The 18,002-nt window shown below is 55.6% G+C and carries 12 protein-coding genes and 2 pseudogenes; 10 read left to right on the top strand and 4 right to left on the bottom strand.

Annotated elements, in window-relative coordinates:
• From JT51_RS20685 to JT51_RS20695, 3 genes are all read left to right on the top strand, one after another.
• Nucleotides 1–391, top strand: a 391-nt coding sequence (locus tag JT51_RS20685; RefSeq protein ID WP_037317684.1) for an integrase core domain-containing protein, incomplete at its 5' end; no start/stop codon positions are given.
• 101 nt (nt 392–492) lie between these two features.
• Entirely contained in the window at nt 493–1,365 is an 873-nt protein-coding gene (locus JT51_RS20690; RefSeq protein WP_160175207.1) for an RHS repeat-associated core domain-containing protein, read from the top strand.
• 175 nt (nt 1,366–1,540) lie between these two features.
• Nucleotides 1,541–2,209 carry a hypothetical protein gene (locus tag JT51_RS20695; RefSeq protein WP_037317690.1) on the top strand — a complete coding sequence of 223 codons (669 nt, stop codon included), beginning with the start codon at nt 1,541–1,543 and terminating at the stop codon, nt 2,207–2,209.
• Nucleotides 2,210–2,587: 378 nt separating this feature from the next.
• Here JT51_RS20695 and gspG read toward each other — a convergent pair whose 3' ends face one another.
• Both gspG and JT51_RS21350 read right to left on the bottom strand, forming a co-directional pair.
• Nucleotides 2,588–3,016: a type II secretion system major pseudopilin GspG gene (gene gspG, locus JT51_RS20705; RefSeq protein WP_081894774.1), complete on the bottom strand. Its 429-nt coding sequence runs from the start codon at nt 3,014–3,016 to the stop codon at nt 2,588–2,590.
• The gene (locus JT51_RS21350) at nt 3,013–3,543 is read right to left on the bottom strand and encodes a prepilin peptidase (protein ID WP_051927683.1); all 531 of its coding nucleotides are present in this window, start codon (nt 3,541–3,543) and stop codon (nt 3,013–3,015) included. The genes gspG and JT51_RS21350 overlap by 4 nt, the downstream gene beginning before the upstream one ends.
• Before the next feature lie 27 nt (nt 3,544–3,570).
• Here JT51_RS21350 and JT51_RS20715 point away from each other — a divergent pair, with 27 nt between their 5' ends.
• From JT51_RS20715 to JT51_RS21895, 5 genes and pseudogenes are all read left to right on the top strand, one after another.
• Complete coding sequence (locus JT51_RS20715; RefSeq protein ID WP_037317696.1) at nt 3,571–4,293, top strand: hypothetical protein; 723 nt, start codon at nt 3,571–3,573, stop codon at nt 4,291–4,293.
• Between the two features lie 401 nt (nt 4,294–4,694).
• Nucleotides 4,695–13,793, top strand: coding sequence for a PKD domain-containing protein (locus JT51_RS20720; protein ID WP_160175208.1), 9,099 nt, complete (start codon nt 4,695–4,697; stop codon nt 13,791–13,793).
• Nucleotides 13,783–14,508, top strand: a complete 726-nt coding sequence (locus JT51_RS20725; protein WP_037317702.1) for a hypothetical protein — start codon at nt 13,783–13,785, stop codon at nt 14,506–14,508. The genes JT51_RS20720 and JT51_RS20725 overlap by 11 nt, the downstream gene beginning before the upstream one ends.
• A gap of 59 nt (nt 14,509–14,567) precedes the next feature.
• A complete protein-coding gene (locus JT51_RS22015) occupies nt 14,568–14,732 on the top strand; it encodes a hypothetical protein (RefSeq protein ID WP_160175209.1) in 165 nt (54 codons plus the stop codon).
• 30 nt (nt 14,733–14,762) lie between these two features.
• Nucleotides 14,763–15,346, top strand: a pseudogene (locus JT51_RS21895) (IS3 family transposase); the annotation flags it as partial.
• A 396-nt stretch (nt 15,347–15,742) separates the two neighbouring features.
• Here JT51_RS21895 and JT51_RS20740 read toward each other — a convergent pair.
• Nucleotides 15,743–16,918, bottom strand: a complete 1,176-nt coding sequence (locus JT51_RS20740) for an ATP-binding protein (RefSeq protein ID WP_037317710.1) — start codon at nt 16,916–16,918, stop codon at nt 15,743–15,745.
• 76 nt (nt 16,919–16,994) lie between these two features.
• Nucleotides 16,995–17,144 carry an antitoxin Xre-like helix-turn-helix domain-containing protein gene (locus tag JT51_RS22465; RefSeq protein ID WP_152563419.1) on the bottom strand — a complete coding sequence of 50 codons (150 nt, stop codon included), beginning with the start codon at nt 17,142–17,144 and terminating at the stop codon, nt 16,995–16,997.
• A 256-nt stretch (nt 17,145–17,400) separates the two neighbouring features.
• On the opposite strand from JT51_RS22465, the gene JT51_RS22470 reads away from it, so the two are divergent.
• Together JT51_RS22470 and JT51_RS20745 are read left to right on the top strand one after the other, a co-directional pair.
• Nucleotides 17,401–17,517, top strand: a complete 117-nt coding sequence (locus JT51_RS22470; protein WP_152563420.1) for a DUF4238 domain-containing protein — start codon at nt 17,401–17,403, stop codon at nt 17,515–17,517.
• 78 nt (nt 17,518–17,595) lie between these two features.
• Nucleotides 17,596–18,002 (top strand): annotated as a pseudogene (locus tag JT51_RS20745) (transposase); the annotation flags it as partial.

An 18,002-nucleotide genomic window follows, 5' to 3' on the forward strand; every position in this document is an offset into this window, starting at 1 on the left:
GGCCATCGTTCGGCACAAGCCACGCCTGCTGAGTGACAATGGGTCCTGTTACATCTCCGGCGATTTGGCCGAATGGCTGGAAGACCAAAAGATGGGCCATGTTCGCGGCGCTCCGTTCCACCCGCAAACCCAGGGCAAGATCGAGCGTTGGCATCAAACCATGAAGAACCGGGTTCTGCTGGAAAACTACTACCTGCCCGGCGATCTGGAACGTCAGATCGAGGCTTTCGTCGATTACTACAATAACGAGCGATACCACGAGAGCCTGAACAACGTCACACCGGCAGACGTCTACTTCGGGCGTGACAAAGCCATCATCAGAGAAAGGGCAAAGATCAAGAAGCTGACAATCCAACAACGCCGCTTGCAACATCAAAAACAAGCCGCATAATCAATCACGTTAACGAACCAGAGCCTCCAATAATCAAGCCGCTCTGATGTCCCATTTTATATGACGACGGACATGACGGGCTCAGCCGCCGCACCCAGGTGGTGACCCCCGACAATACGCTGACCTATGGCTATGACCCGCGCAGCAACCTGACGCTGGCCGCCGACGATGACAGCCGGGTCACCTTCACCTATGACAACCGCAACCGCGTAGCCACCACCACCACCGACGATACTGTCGGCCCGCAGCCGCAGGTCACCCTGACCTACAGCTACGACCTGCTGGACCGCCGCACGCGGATGGAGGACTCGCTGGGTGTCGTGGCCTTCGTCTACGACCCGTGGAACCCCTATGCCACCACGGCCAATGACGCGGTGCTCGATTTCGAGAACGGCACGCTGGCCAAACGCTGGCTGCACGGCACCCGCACCGATGAGCCACTGGCCTTCGAGGGCTATACCGGCACCACCGCTGCGGGCTCCGGTTCGGCCTACGGGCTGTTTGCCAACCGTCTGGGTTCGATCCTGACCGCGGTCTCGATCTCCACCGGCGCTGTCGCCGCCGATTACGACTACGACGCCTTCGGCACCCAGACCCAGACCGTCAACACCATCGAGCAGCGCTATGGCTATACAGGCCGTGAGCAGGATTATGAAACCGGGCTCATCTACTACCGCGCCCGCCATTACGACCCCGCAACAGGACAGTTCATCCAGCGCGATCCCATCGGATTTGCAGCAGGAGATCTGAATCTCTATGCCTACACATTCAACGATCCATACAACTGGACCGATCCATCGGGATTAACGCCATCCGTTTCATACGCACGCCTTACAGGAGCTGTAGTTGGCGGCGGATTACTGGTGGGGATTCTCAATGCGCTCCAAGATGCACTTCAAAATATCGATTTCGGATCCCCTGTTTTCGATAAAGCCAACGAAAACGAGGCAAATTCTAAGAACGACGGTACTTAGCCGCCAACTGGTGACCAATGCGGACCAGGAGGACCAAATGATCCATCTGCGTGGGAACGTATAAAGCAAGCATTCCTGAAGGCGATCCAAGCTTACTCAACTGTCGTTGGTTTAGGTGATTTGACACAATTGGACGAGCCAACTATCGACGACTTGCCTACAAAGAGTGTTTCGAGTGGAACAAAAGACTCTGAAAAACGGCAGGATGAGTTGGATAAACTTGACGATGCGTACAAAAATGCGAGAGACGGGAGCGACGATGACGACAACTCATGTGGCTAGCCTAACCAAACAAGAACTGAACAGAATTGAAACCGAAATATCTAAAGGTGATCACCTTCATACTCGGCGGTACGTAGAGGATGCGATTAAATTTCATAGAGCCGATCGGGATGAGTTACACAGGCGTCGAATGATTATTGGGAGGTCTGCACAAGAAGGAGATGAACACACGGATGCATTCTACTGCTTTGGTTTGTTAAGTGTTTTTTGTGATGACCTGAAAGGTTGGAGCCTGTTTAGGAAGCAAGTCGGTGCGGCCTATGTGCCTTCATTTGGGTATCTAGCGTACTGGTTTCTAAGGCACTACAAACCTTCCAATAAACAATTCCTAGATAAATGGTTGATTTTGCTCGAAGAAGCCAGTGATGAAGGGCATCTGCCTTCAAAAATTGAGCTTAAGCGATTAAGAGCCAAGAACAAAGGATTTCTTGCTGTCTTAACCTTGCTTCCACATAAACTAATATTTTTTTTCAAAACGTTTTTCATAGCTCTAAGAAATCCAAATGACGAACGTATTGCTGTTCCTAAAGGACTGAATAGAGACACAAAGAAAACCAGCTAATGGGAATCCTCGACTGGCTCGAGCCGACGCAATTCAAGCACATCTCTTACGATGATCTCAACCGGCTGGTACAAGGGCATCCTGCTCATCGACGATGGCGTCCAGTGCCCATCGAGGATTACGACTACGACGCAGAGGGCAACCGCATCAGCCGGACCCATAAGGTCACCGACGCGGTCGAGACCTGTGCCTATGACAGCCAGACCTGCCTGATCGGATAGGACACTGCTCCGACACCATACCTGCATAATGATTGCGCTTTTACCAACTCGTCGCTGGACCAATGGAAGACAGTGCAGAATTGGGAGGCAGGCTAGTTGAATTCTGTGCCCAAAACCCAGTTTAGTTCAGACGCTGAACATCAAGCCCCATGTCACTTTAGCCCGACACGTCGCTATCTTCCCCTGAACCACCACGGCTTCCGTCACGGCCCAAACTTGAAACAAGAGGCGCTTCCTGATCGCCAGGTTCTGCATAAATATAGGTCCGGCCCCACGGGTCAATCAGACCTTCTTCATTGTCCAGATATGGCCCTGCCCAAGATGGGTCACCGGGAGGGGCGGCCACGAGAACGCTGAGGCTTTCGGAATTGGTCGGGTAGCGGCCGGTGTCTATGTAGAAAAGTTGCAATGCATTGCCGATCTGCTGGACTTGCAGCCTGGCCGTTTCCGACTTGGCACGCCCCAAGTAACCAATCAACCTGGGGCCAGCAACTGCAGCAATCATGGCAATAATAGACAGCACAATGAGCACTTCCAGAATAGTGACGCCGCTGCGTGGATTCCACTCATGAGTCTTGCGTTTCACGTACTGCCTCCAAGCAACCAGACACTCCAGGCAGAGAGACAAAGAAATGGTCCAAATGCAACCTTTGATTGACCTATTTCTGCGATTGATGTCGAGCGCACAACAGCCAGAATACTGAGAACCCCAAGACCGGCAAGCGCCGCTGCCAGGACAACATAAATTGTTCCATAGGCCCCGCACCAGAGGCCTATTCCCGCCATGAGTTTGACATCCCCAAAGCCCAGACCGTGAACGCCACGTGTCTTCAGGTAGAGCTCTGCTACGGCCCAGAATAGCAGGGGCCATAAGATTCCTCCCAAAATCCTGTCTATTAGAACAAGCTCCGAGCTGCCATACAGCGTCATCGCCCCGGAAAACGCTAAAAGCAAGGCAGCCAGATCCGGAATTTCAAACACAAGGAAATCCCAGATACTGATCCAGATCAGTAACAGAACGAGTAGTACTGCAAACCAACTCAACGGTATTGATGTGACAGCGAGCGCGCCGTAAACCAGAAGATGAATTAGAACGAGCCTGAACGTTTGCATATTCAAATCTGATAGGGGGTTGCGTAGATGGTTGCAAGGGGCGGACGAAGACAAGGATTTGCCCTCATTGTCGTGTTGTCGACCCTCAGCATTGTGGCGCTGTTGTTTGCAATCACAAGCAGCCGATTTCTGGCAAATCTGAAGGACAGCGAAGCGGAGCTGATACTTGCTAAGCGACAGCAAGAAAACCAATCTTTGGCAGAGTTGGCGCTTGGCGTGTTCAGTCAGGGTCCAACGCAAACTGACCCGCGGGAGTCTTTGGTTATTCGACAGGACAATCGCGAACTCACACTGGTATTGCAAGATGTCGGTGGTCTGGTCGATCTTAACACGGCAGCGCCTGATTTATTGGATGCGCTATCCGCTTCCCTAAGCTTTCCGAGCGATGCGGTAGAGCGGTTCCGAAAATGGAGGAGAACGCCATACAGGCTGCACAGTGTTTCTGATTTTGCTCGGGTGGCGGGCCTTCCATATGAGGATGGTCTCCTGCTTCGCCAATATGCGACAGTGCATTCCGGTCGCTATGGTATTGCGCCGGATTTGGCGCCTCAGGAGTTGGTTGAGCAACTAATGGATTCTGCAGCACTTGGTAGCGTGCAGGGCGCAGAGCTTCCGCCATCTTGGCGGACTGCTTCATCTGGAGTGGTGTTTCGATTGGACCTTTATGAGGGCGGTCGTTTTGAGCGCTTTGTTGGTGTTATTCATTTGGGCGGTTCCGGGAGCGGGGGTCGCATCCTTGAGCTGTATTGAATGTGCATAATGAGTGATTTGGGTTGTTCTTCTATGGTTAGAAAAAAGTCGTTGCAAAATCACGCTTAGGTAGTACGTTTTCAAAAAATCGTTATTTAAACGAGGGATACGGAATGGGTCTTTTGCACCGTGCTTTTTGCGCGACGACTTTTCTTTGCGCCGGATTTTCTTTTTCAGCCTTTGATGCTTCTGCAGATACCTCTCTTCCGATAAAAGCCGTAGCCGGTCAGACGATCATACTGGACCCAGTGGATGGAGTTGTCCTGCCGGCCGGACCTGCTTTGCAAACCTCCTGGACGTGGATTGACCGCCCGGCCTCCAGTGTTGCTGATTTCAGCGACGCGAGTGTGTTGCGACCTCAGGTTCTGCTCGATGTTGCAGGAACGTATCGGGCACGGGTTTTGTTTACGGATAGTGCCGGAACTATCGTTGCCACCTCTGATGTTGTGTTCGGCTCGGACAACCTGCCGCCGGTCGCACAGGCACGCGTCCGCGGCGTGCCGAATGGGTCCAGCCCTGTGACGCTGGATGGGTCGGCCAGTTTTGATCTGGAGGGCGGCGCGCTCAGCTATAGCTGGGCAATCGAGTCTGCACCTGCGGGCAGTGCCGCGCAGCTGACGGGTGATGGCCCGCTTTCGGCTGTTACCCTTGATCTGGAAGGCGCGTATCGGGTTGCCCTCACGGTGCAGGATCCGACCGGAGCAGTCTCGGAGCCCGATTATCTCGACCTCCGCTATCTGCCAAACAGCGGCACCACGGATGTCTACCGCCTCAGCTATGAGGTGAGTCAGACAGCTGCGGCAGGTGTTGCCGATAGTTTTGATCTGGGCGAGCGTCTGATTGCGCCCGGAACCCATGACAATATCTCTGGCTTTGTTCTGGATGATGGCGCCGGTGCCGTTGGCGACACGCTGACCGTGACTCTGAATGGCGTCACCTATAGTGCGAGCAGCCCGACCGAGTTCCTCGCCCTTGTCGATGTCCTGGAGCTTGATACCGATACGAACACCAATGCGCGGGTCTCGCCGGACCCGACCCAATCGGATCTGACCTTCATCTTCGGCACCGCCGGAGGCTCGGTGACGCTGACCGGCCTTGTGGGTGACGCGCTGACCCGCGCCGATCTGGAAGCCCGCGGAGTGGATTATTATGAAGGGGTAGGGGGTCGCGTTGTGGCGCCCGTTCCATCCGCCCGTTTCGATCAGTTGCATGCTGAGGCAGGCGTTCCCCTGACCATTGAACCTTACGCGTCGACCGACATTGATGGCGATGTTCTGGTTTCCGATGTGGGCGTTCTGGCTGCACCGGGATCTTCGTCACCAGAGGTCAGCACGGATATCGATGGGCTGTCGCTTGTGACGGTGGACCAGCCGGGTGACTATCTGGTTGCTCTGGATGTGTCTGACGGAATCTTCTCCGGACAAGACCATGTTTTGGTCGTTGCGGGTGCAAACAAGAACCTGCGGCCGGTTGCCCGCATTTCCCCGGTGACCTCGGCGCAGGTCGGGGCGGCCCTCACGCTTGACGGATCGCAAAGCTACGATCTGGACGGGGATTCCATCCAGCACAGCTGGGCGCTGATTTCTGCCCCGGCGGGCAGCACCGCGGGCATCGGTAGTGAGCAGACCGGCACGGCTGTACTGACCCCCGACCTGCCCGGTGCGTATGTGGTACAGTTGAGTGTCGAAGATGATGCGGTTGCGGGCGTCCCCGAGACGGCTCTGATCATGGTGACCCCACCGCTTCCCACAGCACATGCGGGCCGGGATCGTCTCGCGGGTGACAGCGGTCAGCTGACACTCGATGGCACCCTGTCGGCTGGTAATGGCCTGACCTACTCATGGTCCTCTTTGGGCCTGATGGGGGATGGTTCAAGTGTCGAGATCACTGATGCCTCCCTGGCGCTGCCGGAGATTGGTCTGAGCATTCGCCAAGGCCGGTTCCGCGATGTGATCCGCCAGAACGAGGTTTATCACCTCAAGCGCTCGGACACAGGCGACACCTGCCAGTTCGACATTCGTCAGCCTGCTGATATCTCCGGTGCCAGCGCGTCGGAGTCCATTCAGTTCACTCTGCATTCGCGCGGCCGGCAAGTCGGCATGCAGGGCGATATCCTGGTCTGGGAGGTGGAGAACAAGCAGACCTATACGCGGGATGTCACGCTGCAGGACAGCAATGGCGTGGATCACGGCACCTGGACGGTTCCCGGCCGCACCTCGCTGCATGTGACAACGGCAGATATCGGCAAAGCCCGTATGAATGCAGTTGTGGGCGGTGTTGCGCGCGACGATGATCGTGCAAAGAAAAACCCGTTCAACCGCAACAACCCGGTCTGCACCGGCCCCGGCTCTGGTGTCGTTCAGCTGATTGTGTCGGATGCTGCGGGTGCGTCTCTTCCTGATACGATTTTTGTCGGCAATACGAACCTGCGTCCGGTTCTGGAGACAGGCTCGAACATCTCTCTGGTCTCGGGTCAGACTGTCGATCTGAATGCCACGGACTATAGCTTTGACGGGAACGCGGACAGCCTGTCTTATGGCTGGTCGCTGATCGCGCGCCCGTCGGGAAGCGTCGCGGATCTTGGCGCGCCGATTGTGCCGGGAGATGCCCTGAGTTTCGCGCCGGACCGGGTGGGGGTCTATCTGCTTCAGATCACTGCATCGGACGATGCCATGATGGCCGAGCCATCGGTGGTGATGGTTGAAGTTGTCAATTCGCCGCCGGTTGCGGCGATCTCGGGCGATACCGAAGCCTTTGTCGACGACCTTGCCACGATCAGTGCCGCGGGTTCGGGTGATCCCGATGGCGATGCTTTGTCTTATGCCTGGACACTGGTTTCCGCTCCGGACGGCAGCACGGCCGGGATCATGGGGCAGGGCCAGTCCGCCATCACATTCACGCCGGATCGCCGGGGCGAGTATGTTTTCAGCCTGGTTGTCTCGGACTATGAGTTCGCCAGCGCTCCTGTCACCTGGACCTTGACCGCGCCCAACCGCGCGCCTGTGGCCCTGTTGGAAGGCCCCGATCAAGTCGATGTGGGGCAGGAGGTCATCTACTCTGTCACCGGGTCAAGCGATCCGGATAACGACCCGCTGACCTTCAGCTACGCCGTCACCGCAAAGCCTGCAGGCTCGGATCCGTTCTTCGAGGATATTGGCAATGGTGAGGCCGGTTTCATCGCCGACCTGCCGGGTGATTATGTTCTGGAAGTCACCGTGTCGGACGGGCTGCTGGAGGCCACGCATACGCTTGCGGTTAACGCCAGTGCTTTGAATGCAGCGCCAGTTCTGGGACAGCTGCGCGACAGCTATACGGTTGAACTGGGCCTGGAGCTGGCGCTTGATCTTGAGGGCAGCGACCCGGACGGGGATCCGATCAGCTTCTTTGCCACGCCGCTGCCGCTGGCAACCGGCGTCACGCTCGACGGCAATAACGGGGAGGTTCGGTTCCGCCCCGAGACCGGACAACTGGGAACCTATACCTATACAGTTGGTGTGTCAGATGGGGTTCTGACCGACGAGGCGCCCCTGACGATCGAGGTTGTGGAAGCCACCGCCGGGGATACGGCCATTCACGGTCGTGTTCTGGACGCCACTGATTTTGCAGCCGGGACAATCACGCCGCTGGCCAACATGCCGGTTCGCCTGCGCGATGCCGCGCTGATGACCACCACCGCAGCCGACGGGACATTCAGCTTTGGCAGCCTTGTGGAAGGCACGGATCAGGTGGAGGTGGAACCCTCCGCCGATGGTGGCCCGGGCGGCTATTTGGGCGAGACCCGCGTCATCACGGTGACCGAGAACCAGGATCGCGATGTCACCCCGGACTTCCATCTCGTGCCGCTGACCGATGGCTGTGCAACAGTTGTTGCCGGTCAGGAGACGGTGCTGTCCGGAACAGCGTCCGGCGTGACGGTCTCCATCCCGGCCGATTCCGTGCAAAGTGATGCGGGTGGCCTGTACACAGGCGACGTCTGCCTCGGCTCGCTGCCGCAGCTCTTTGACCATCCCGGTTTCAACGAAGACACCCAGGCTTGCCGGATTTACGCGCTGGACGCCTCCGGTGCGGTCTTCACCCAAGGCATGACCATCACTGGACCGAACCTGGACAACCTGCCGGAACAGACCCGGCTCGAGATGTGGCGGGTCAGCCAATTGAACGGGTTGTTCCGGCGTGCTGCGGACGCAAGCGTGGATTCCGGTGCGGCCACCGTCAGCGGGACGCTGTCCGGTGTCTCGGGCGGTGCATTGTTCACCTTCCTGCCGCAGGCACCACAAACTGTCGCATCTTCGGACCAGCCGACGGGGATGAAGTACCTGACCCCGTTTGAGGGCGACAATGCGACCAGCTACACCCTGCCGGGCTATACCGCCTTTGGTGAAGCGCAGGAGATTGCGCTCAGCTATCACAGCCAGGCCGCCAACCCGACCATCATCGTGGCGGGTGACGTTACCATCGCCGACGACGCCTCGTTGCCGGTGGCACTGCAAACGCGCATCGAAGCGGGCGGGTTGTCGATCAGCGACGGGCGCAGCTGGACCCCGCGCGAAGGTTTGGACGGCACCATTCCGGCCCTGATCGGAGAACAGGTGGTCCTGCGCCAGTCCATGCCGGTCGACGGGTCGGGCCTGACCTCCGGGCGCTATGCCTACCAGTTCAACAGCAAGGCGATGTATGACTGCTCGACCGTGGGCGGCACGCATATGGCCGAGTTTTACGTGCAGAACGAAAGCGACAGCCCCTACGGCAATGGCTGGGCCATTGATGATCTGCAAAAACTGGTGGAAGGACCCGATGGTAAAATCTCGATCATCGATGCTGACGGGGTCACCACATTTGACCCCGAACCCACCCTGACAGAGTTCGAAGACGAACCCCTCGTCTTCCCCGCTGTTGGCGCCGAAGGGATCGGAGCCGTGGATCTGGATAATGACGGTGATCTGGACGTGGTCTTCGCCGAAAGCGGTAAAGGCGCGATCAGCACAATTATAAACTATGGCGACGGCGATCTGCGTCAGGAATCCTCTCTTCAGATCGCAAATCCAAATGATGTACCCGACACCGGGAACTATCCACCAAACCTCGCCGCCATGGCATTGGGTGAGATGAACAACGATGGCCTGTTGGATGTGGCTTACGTGCTGCAGCTTCAACAGGGCTATGGTTATGTTACCAGTGATGGGTTCGGGAACCTGATCAATGAGTTTCAGGAGTTGGACACCGGTCGGCGACCACTGGACCTCAAGATCACCGATCTCAACAAGAACGGGTTCGAAGACATCATTTACGGGGCCAATACAGGTTCCTTCTTCGGCACGAATGATGAGATCTGGGCCAGCATTGGGGGCGCAGACGCACGTCAGCTGTTCCGGCTATCCAACTACACATTCAGCGGTCGTGGCACGCTTCAGGTCATGGTCGGCGATGTCGACGGGAACGGCTGGGATGACGTTGCCTATCGGACACGGGAAGGCGTGGACATTCTGTTTACGCGCGCCGAGGACGGATTCCTGCGTTTCACACTGCGGAATCTGCGCGCAGGCAATGGCGGTCTGAACTTCCTGGGTGATTTCGCAAAGCTGGAAGACTTCAATGGCGACGGTAAACTGGACCTGGTTTACAGCTCTGACACTCAATTGCAGGTGCTGTTGAACACCACAGGTCAGGCGTTTGCAGACCCTGTGATCCTTGCCCGACCGCCGGAGGCAAATTCCTTCCTGGTCGTTGATATCGCTGACGCGAATGGCGACGATATCCCGGACATTGTCACTTCCAGTGCGGGGCGTGTCTTCGTCTATATCGGCAATGGAGACGGAACCTTCCAACCGTTTGAAAGCGGTTTGCTGAACTATGGGTTTGGTCGGACAGACCTTGCCGATGTCAACGGTGATGGCAGCCTGGACCTGCTGACGACACAGCGGTTCTCGGTGCGGGTGCATTTCTCCAAACCCTCGGCGACCGGCAAATTTGTTTCGGGGCAGGGCGAGTTCTCGGCGCTTGAACGTCTTGCGGACGGCACCTGGCAGCGGCGCTACAAGGATGGCAATATTGTCCTCTATGATGCCAATGGCTTACAAACGGCCACGGTTGACCCGCAGGGCAACCGCAAGGAATATGCCTATGATGACAATGGCCGCCTGGCGACCATCACCGATCAGGTGGGCGGTGTCACCAGCTTCACCTATGAAGACCTTGGGCGCCTGGCATCTGTCACTTATCCGGATGGCCGGGTCACCTCTTTCGCCTATGACGACGTCGGCAACCTCAACGAGGTGACAGAACCCGTCGGCTCCAAGGTCAGCTTTGCCTATGACGCAAATGGTCGTCTGGTTTCCACCACCAACCAGAATGGCAATGTCACCAGCTATACCTATGACGGTATGGGCAACCTGAACGGTGCAACCCTGCCCGATGGCTCCAGCGTGGCCAACCAGGTGGCCTCGTCCCTGGGGTTGATCGACGGTCTGGGCGGTGCTGCCACCAGCCCACTGATCTATGTGGCACCGGAAGACCGGGTAACCACGGTCACCGACCGCAAAGGCCAGACCACCGAAGTGATCGTCAACCAGTTCGGCTCGGTCATTCAGACCACCGATCCGCTGGGACGGGTCACGAAGATCGAACGGGACGATCAGAACCTCGCGGTCCGGGTCGAACGGCCCAGCGAAACGGCTCCCGGCGGCGTGCGCGTGGACACGATCACCTATGACAGTGTCGGCAATGTCGAGACGATGACAGAATCCGTCGGCACCCCGGCGGAACGCTCAACCTCCTATACTTATGAACCCACCTACAACAAGGTCGTGACCATGACCGATGGGGACGGGTTCACCACGTCCTACACCTATGACGAGTTCGGCGAGGTGGCGCAGACAACGGATGCCGAGGGTGGCGGGCGAAGCCTCACCTATACGCCCGAGGGCAAACTGGCCACGCGGACGGATGAGAACGGCAACGTCACATCTTTCACCTATAATGCCGACCAGAATCTGACCAGCACCACCTATGCGGATGGTTCAGTCACGCAGATGACCTATGACACGGCGGGCAACACCACCGTGATCACTGAGGCCGCCGGCTCGCCTGACGAACGGCAGGTGCGGCGCAGCTATGACGGGCTCAACCGGGTGCTGTCGGTCGAGGTTACGGGCGCGGATGGCGCCAATATCGGCGGAACCACGCAATATACTTATCTGCCCGCCGGTAACCTGGAAACGGTGACCGATCAGACCGGTCTTGTCACCACGATGTCCTATGACGGGCTCGAGCGTCTCGTGGCGATCGACGATCCGGCCGAAGGCCTGATCCAGCGGACTTACAATGACGCAGGCGAAGTGGTCGAGCACACCAACGGTGACGGAGAGACCCATCTCTACGCCTATGATGATGTCAGCCGCCTGATTCGGACCACGGATCCCGAAGGCCATGTCAAATCCTTCACCTATGACAATCGCGACAACATAGCGACCGTGACAGACGGGCGCGCAGGCGTGACCAGCTTTGCCTATGACACGCTGGACCGGATGGTCAGCCGCACCAACCCGATCAGCCAGACCATGACCCGCGCCTATGACAACCGGGGCAACCTGACCACGCTGACACGCGAGGACGGGATTGTTGAAACGGCCAGCTATGACGGCCTCAGCCGCCGTACCCAGGTGGTGACCCCCGACAACACGCTGACCTATGGCTATGATCCGCGCAGCAACCTGACGCTGGCCGCTGACGATGACAGCCGGGTCACCTTCACCTATGACAACCGCAACCGGGTGGCCACCACCACCACCGACGGCACCGTCGGGCCGCAGCCTCAGGTCACCCTGACCTACAGCTATGACCTGCTCGACCGCCGCACGCGGATGGAAGACAACCTTGGCGGCGTCACGTCTTATGTTTGGGATGCCGAGGACCGGCTGACCGATCTGACCTCGCCCTGGGGCAGCACTTACAACTTCGGCTATGACGACGAAGGCCGCCGCACTGCGCTGACCTCCACCAGTGGCCGGGCGACCACCTACGCCTATACCAATGGCCTGCTCTCGGCGCTGACCCACGCGCAGTCCGGCGTGACGCTGACCGATCTGGGCTATACCTACGACCCCGACGGGCAACTGACGGCGATCCTCGACCGGATTGATCCGGCGCAGTCCAAGCACATCTCCTATGATGACCTCAACCGACTGGTGCAAGTTCGCCAGGGCATCCCGCCCATCGATGGCGGCGTGCCGGTGCCGATCGAGGATTACCAGTACGACCAGGAGGGCAACCGCACCTTCTCGAACACCTCCTCCGGCTATGAGAGCAATGCCCATAACCAGCTGCTGGAAGACGACACCTATCGCTATGCCTATGATCTGCGCGGCAACCGCATCAGCCGGACCCACAAAGTGTCCGACGCGGCCGAGACCTATGCCTATGACAGCCAGAACCGGCTGATCGGATACGGCTCGGACAGCAGCTCCGCAGCCTATGCCTATGACGCGCTGGACCGGCGTATTGCAAAGACCGTCGGCGCGGATGTCGAGGCCTTCGTCTACGACCCGTGGAACCCCTATGCCACCACGGCCAATGACGCGGTGCTCGATTTCGAGAACGGCACGCTGGCCAAACGCTGGCTGCACGGCACCCGCACCGATGAGCCACTGGCCTTCGAGGGCTATACCGGCACCACCGCTGCGGGCTCCGGTTCGGCCTACGGGCTCTTTGCCAACCGTCTCGGTTCGATCCTGACCGCGGTCTCGATCTCAACCGGAGCCGTCGCGGCCGATTACGACTACGACGCCTTCGGCACCCAAACCCAGACCGTCAACACCATCGAGCAGCGCTACGGCTATACAGGCCGCGAGCAGGATTATGAAACCGGGCTCATCTACTACCGCGCCCGCCATTACGATCCCGCAACCGGGCAGTTCATCCAGCGTGATCCCATCGGGTTCGCTGCAGGTGACCTCAACCTATATGCGTATACTTGGAATGACCCATACAACTGGACCGATCCCTCAGGGCTGGCCGTAACAGCAGATTACGTAGCGGCAACTGCCGGTGCGGTTGGGCTTGCGATTATTTTCAAAGGGCTTCTAGATGCACTTCAGAATATCGATTTTGGTGCTCCGGTTTGGAATAAAGCCAATGATAATAGCTCTTCGGCGACTTCTACACCTAGTGCACCATCAAATACCTCAAACTGTGAACCAACAGATCCGAATTGCAAAAATAAGCCAAAAGAATGTACCGGAGAACCAGGGTTCGGTTTGAAAGTGTCAGGAGGTGACGGGCGGTTAGGCAATAGCCTTAAGAATATCCCGCTCACAAATATTGGAGCCAATGAAGCTTATCGTTTGCTGCAGTTCTTCGAGCACAGTGTCAAAGTGAGGGAATTGGAGCGCGCCGACTACCGTTCCCGAGGTACGGACATAGACAAAGGTCACAAAGAACGTTTGAAAGATGAACGTGACGTACGAGATAGGCTCAAGAAAAAGTCTGAGGGCAATGAGTGTTAGAAAAGTAAATAGAAAAGTACTGCAGGATCTTTCTCTAGGGCTAGACGAGAACTTGGTTAGCAAGATCGTCGACGCTATTGATTATGACGATGTGGAAGCTTGGTCGTCTGACAATTTTGGTCGTGAGATCATATTGAAGTTATTAAAGTCAGATAATATCGAAGCGTTTGAGCTAGGCGGGTATGCCTTTAGGCAGGGCTCCGGTTCCGATATGGAACTGTTTGACGATGTTGTGGAGGTACTCCGCGACACGAGAATTGATGGTCGGCTTTTGTTTTCTTCGATAGCTCTTCAATTCGGGTATTGGAGAAAAGAATATTCGGACATGGCCCTAATTTCACTCGCAGATTCCGGTTCTATGTCTCGCATTAACATAATTTCACTTCTTTACATTCATGGAAACCCTGCCTTGATCCATATATTAGATTATCTGAATGAAAGATTTGGATTTCAGCTTAGCTGCGACAATCTGGTTGATCAGTATAAGTCCTTTGAAACAACTAACCCTTTAGGAACTCTGGGTACTAGTTGCGTAGATGATGGTTTGGCGGAAAGGCTGTCCTTTGTTCAAACTAGAGGGCTTCTCAGGGGATTGTGCATCTCTCAGTTGATGCGAGAAGTGGAGCTTTTCAAAGTTCATGAAGTTTGCCGAGGTGAAGCAATAGAATCCTTGGATCAGTTGGAGAGTATGAAGAGCCTTTATCCGGTCCGGTAAACTGAATTGGTATTTTGCTTCATTAACATTATTTTTTGGCCTCTAAAACCATCCTACCTTTGAGTAGCTGGCATCCATCCTACAACCAGCTGATCGAGGATGACACCTATCGCTACGGCTATGATCTGCGCGGCAACCGCATCAGTCGGACCCACAAGGTGTCCTACGCGGTCGAGACTTATACCTACGACTGGACCTGTCGCGGTTTGATGCCGGCCCTTTGATAGCATTTATTGCACCAAAGGAGACTGACTATGGGACTGAAACGGACGGACGAATTTCGACGGGATGCGGTGCGAATAGCGCTGACCAGTGGGCTGACACGCAAACAGGTTGCTGATGACCTTGGTGTTGGCATGTCGACGCTGAACAAGTGGATCACAGCCCATCGAGATACAGACGTGGTGTCGAACGAGAATTTGAGCTTGGCCCAAGAGAATGATCGGCTTCGGCGTGAGAACCGCATTCTCAAGGAGGAGAGGGAGATCCTAAAAAAGGCAACACAGTTCTTCGCGAGCCAAAAGCCATGAGGTTTAGGTTCATCGAGGAACATCGCGACATCTTCCCGACCCACCGGCTGTGTGATGTCATGGATGTCAGTCCCCGAGGCTTGCGGGCTTTCCGCAACCGTCCAGCCAGCCGCAGACAGCGGTCTGATCTTGTCACTTTGGCCCACATCAAAGAACAGTCCCGTCTCAGCCTGGGCAGTTACGGCAGGCCCCGGATGACGGAAGAGCTGAAAGAGATCGGCCTGGATGTCGGGCACCGTCGCGTGGGCCGCTTGATGCGCCAGAACGGCATATCGGTTGTCAGAACCCGCAAACACAAGATTGATACTCACCTCGCCCGTCTGAGCCAACTCAGCCAAAACAAAGCTTTGGGCCATGATCACTAGGCTTGCATCTTGGAGAGTATCAATCTTGTATTTCGGGTTAATCATTCCTTCGCACCTTTCTTGAAAGTGTCTTGCTGTAGGTTGTCACAGACTTTTGGCAGAGTTCCGCCGGGAAATTCTAACATAGCCGTTTGCGCATCGTCACAGCGCGATCGTTGCTGCGTCTTGACGGTTTTCATGCCATGGCTCCAAAAAAATTATAGATATAACCACCATATGCACGCTTGGCCGGGCCCGCGCCTACTAATAGGAGGGCTACACCAATGCCGCCGCCAATCAACCACGTCTTGATCAATCTTCTGCGCCTTTCTTGGAATGGATTTGACACATGTGCTAAAATTACCCACTCAATTTCCAGTTGCGGCGAAGGTAGTCATCAAACATTGGGACCGTGAAGTCGATGTCGCCGTACTGCGGGCTGTAGATCATTCCTTTAGCGATGATCTGCGCTCTCCGGGGACCTAGTTTGTTTGGCGCCTCACCTAGTTGTTCGGCAATTTCTGAAGATCGATACGGACCCTTGCCCAACTCCGACATCGCGATTACGTATTCACGTTCCTTAGGTGTGAGGCGATCGAACCGGACCTGAAAAAAACCGTCATCCAGTCTTTTTAGTGCGGCTTCCGTTGATACTTCGATATCACCTGTGTCTATCGGTGACTGATCTGCTGTATTCCACGCTTGAAACCCCCATTCCTGCAAAAAATATGGGTAACCTTCAGTGATTTCCACTATTTTTCTTAGCGCATCTGGAGTTATTGCTTCTTCTTCTTCATCTATTGGTCCCTGGACCGCCTGCGTTGCAGCAACTGAATCCAACGCACCAACCTTTGGATATGCGAATAGTCTTTCTGCATACGATTTGGCATCACCGGAAAGCCCAGCTAACTGAGGCAAACCAGCTCCAAAAAAGATCACCGGAAGCTCTTTTTGGCCTATTCTGTGTATTGCGACTATAAGTGCGGCTAGCTCTTCCTCTTTTAGGTATTGCACCTCATCGATTAAAAGACACCACCCTTTGCCAGCAGCTTTGGCCGCTATTCCTACAGCGACAAACATATCCGAAAGGTCATATTCCAAGTTCCCACTATCAGCCACCCCAGGCGCTGGATCGACCGAAAGTGAGAAATCACCCATCTCTATTTTGAAGACGCTCGCGAAACTTCTAAGCGCCTTCATGGCGTCATGTGATTTTGCCTTGGCAGCCTCAACCAACGATAGTTTTCGGAGCACTTGCTGTATTCTTGGATACAAAAGTTCTGTCAGTGCTTTATCTTCTGGGGCCTCGATGATTGAAGTCAAATAACCCACATCTTCTGCCACATTCTCAATGGCGTTCAGCAATACAGTTTTGCCAGTACCACGTAGTCCAAGCAACATTTGGGATCTTGCATGGCGTCCGATCATAACTCGCTTCAAGGCAATCGTAGCGTCATCAATGATTGCATCTCGACCCGCAAGTTCGGGTGGTTTTGAGCCCGCTCCTGGTGCGAAGGGATTTCGTACAGGGTCCATTTATACCAACCTCTAACCAGTTATATCCTTTCAATCATATAACCCAATAGAAGTCGATACTAGTTCGTAGGGTCCGCTATGTACCTGCACCCTTCTTGGCAGATAGTTCCGCCAGTTTACGCTGAAGTGTCGCCCTGCTGACTTTTAGCTTTTTGGCCATTTGCGCCCTGGTCAACTCCCCGGCTTCGCTCATTTCTTTCAGAGCAGTGAGTTTTTTAAGTCCCAAATGACGGCAGCCTTGCCACGCGGCTTACCGCTTTCGTCAAGCGCTTTGCGAGCATGTGTAGATATGCACGGACTCTCGGGACACTTCCTGTCTTGGGCAAAATGAGCGCCGACTATTGGTAATGATAGCGGTGGGACACAGCGCCCACGAACCATCAGAAAATTCTAAAGCGTACAGAAAGCGCCAGACATACGTTGTGCTCACCCTGTCCCACAACTAGATTTCTTGGGTAATTCAATGAAGTTGTGGAAGCCCAATGATCCCAAAACTGCATCACTATGTTCCTCAGCTTTATTTAAGAGGATTTGCGAGCGGCGAAGGAAAGCTCTGGGCCTTCAATGTGAAGGAGAAGAGATTATTTCCAACTGTTTGACGTCAGCACCTGTGGGACAGATTTGAGGATTTGAACAATGGAGGATTTCTGGTTCATCGTAACCGTCAAGGAGTGGAGATGAACAAGAAATCCGGAACCAGCAAAGCTTCGGCTACCAAGTTGGTCAAAACCATCCGCCGCAAGACGCGGCAAACCTATTCGGCGGAGGAGAAGATCCGCATTGTTTTGGCGGGTCTTCGTGGTGAGGAAAGCATCTCGGCACTGTGTCGGCGCGAGGGCATTTCTGAGAGCCTGTATTACAGCTGGTCAAAGGAGTTCCTCGAAGCCGGGAAACGCCGTCTGTCTGGCGATACAGCCCGGCAAGCGACGTCGCCTGAAGTGAAGGAGCTTCGATCCGAGGCGACGGCACTGAAGGAATGCGTCGCCGATCTGACCCTTGAAAACCGCCTGCTCAAAAAAAGCATGACAGGGGCTGGGGAGTTCGAGGAATGAGATACCCTGCCTCTGAGAAACTGGAGATCATC

The sequence above is a fragment of the Ruegeria halocynthiae genome (assembly GCF_000743705.1).
Classification (GTDB): domain Bacteria; phylum Pseudomonadota; class Alphaproteobacteria; order Rhodobacterales; family Rhodobacteraceae; genus Ruegeria; species Ruegeria halocynthiae_B.

Bases quoted from the DNA above. Each gene is read 5' to 3' on its own strand.
- JT51_RS20715 (WP_037317696.1), top strand. From the start codon at position 3,571: ATGGTTGCAAGGGGCGGACGAAGACAAGGATTTGCCCTCATTGTCGTG.
- JT51_RS20740 (WP_037317710.1), bottom strand. From the start codon at position 16,918: ATGGACCCTGTACGAAATCCCTTCGCACCAGGAGCGGGCTCAAAACCA.
- JT51_RS22470 (WP_152563420.1), top strand. From the start codon at position 17,401: ATGATCCCAAAACTGCATCACTATGTTCCTCAGCTTTATTTAAGAGGA.
- JT51_RS21350 (WP_051927683.1), bottom strand. From the start codon at position 3,543: ATGCAAACGTTCAGGCTCGTTCTAATTCATCTTCTGGTTTACGGCGCG.
- JT51_RS20725 (WP_037317702.1), top strand. From the start codon at position 13,783: ATGAGTGTTAGAAAAGTAAATAGAAAAGTACTGCAGGATCTTTCTCTA.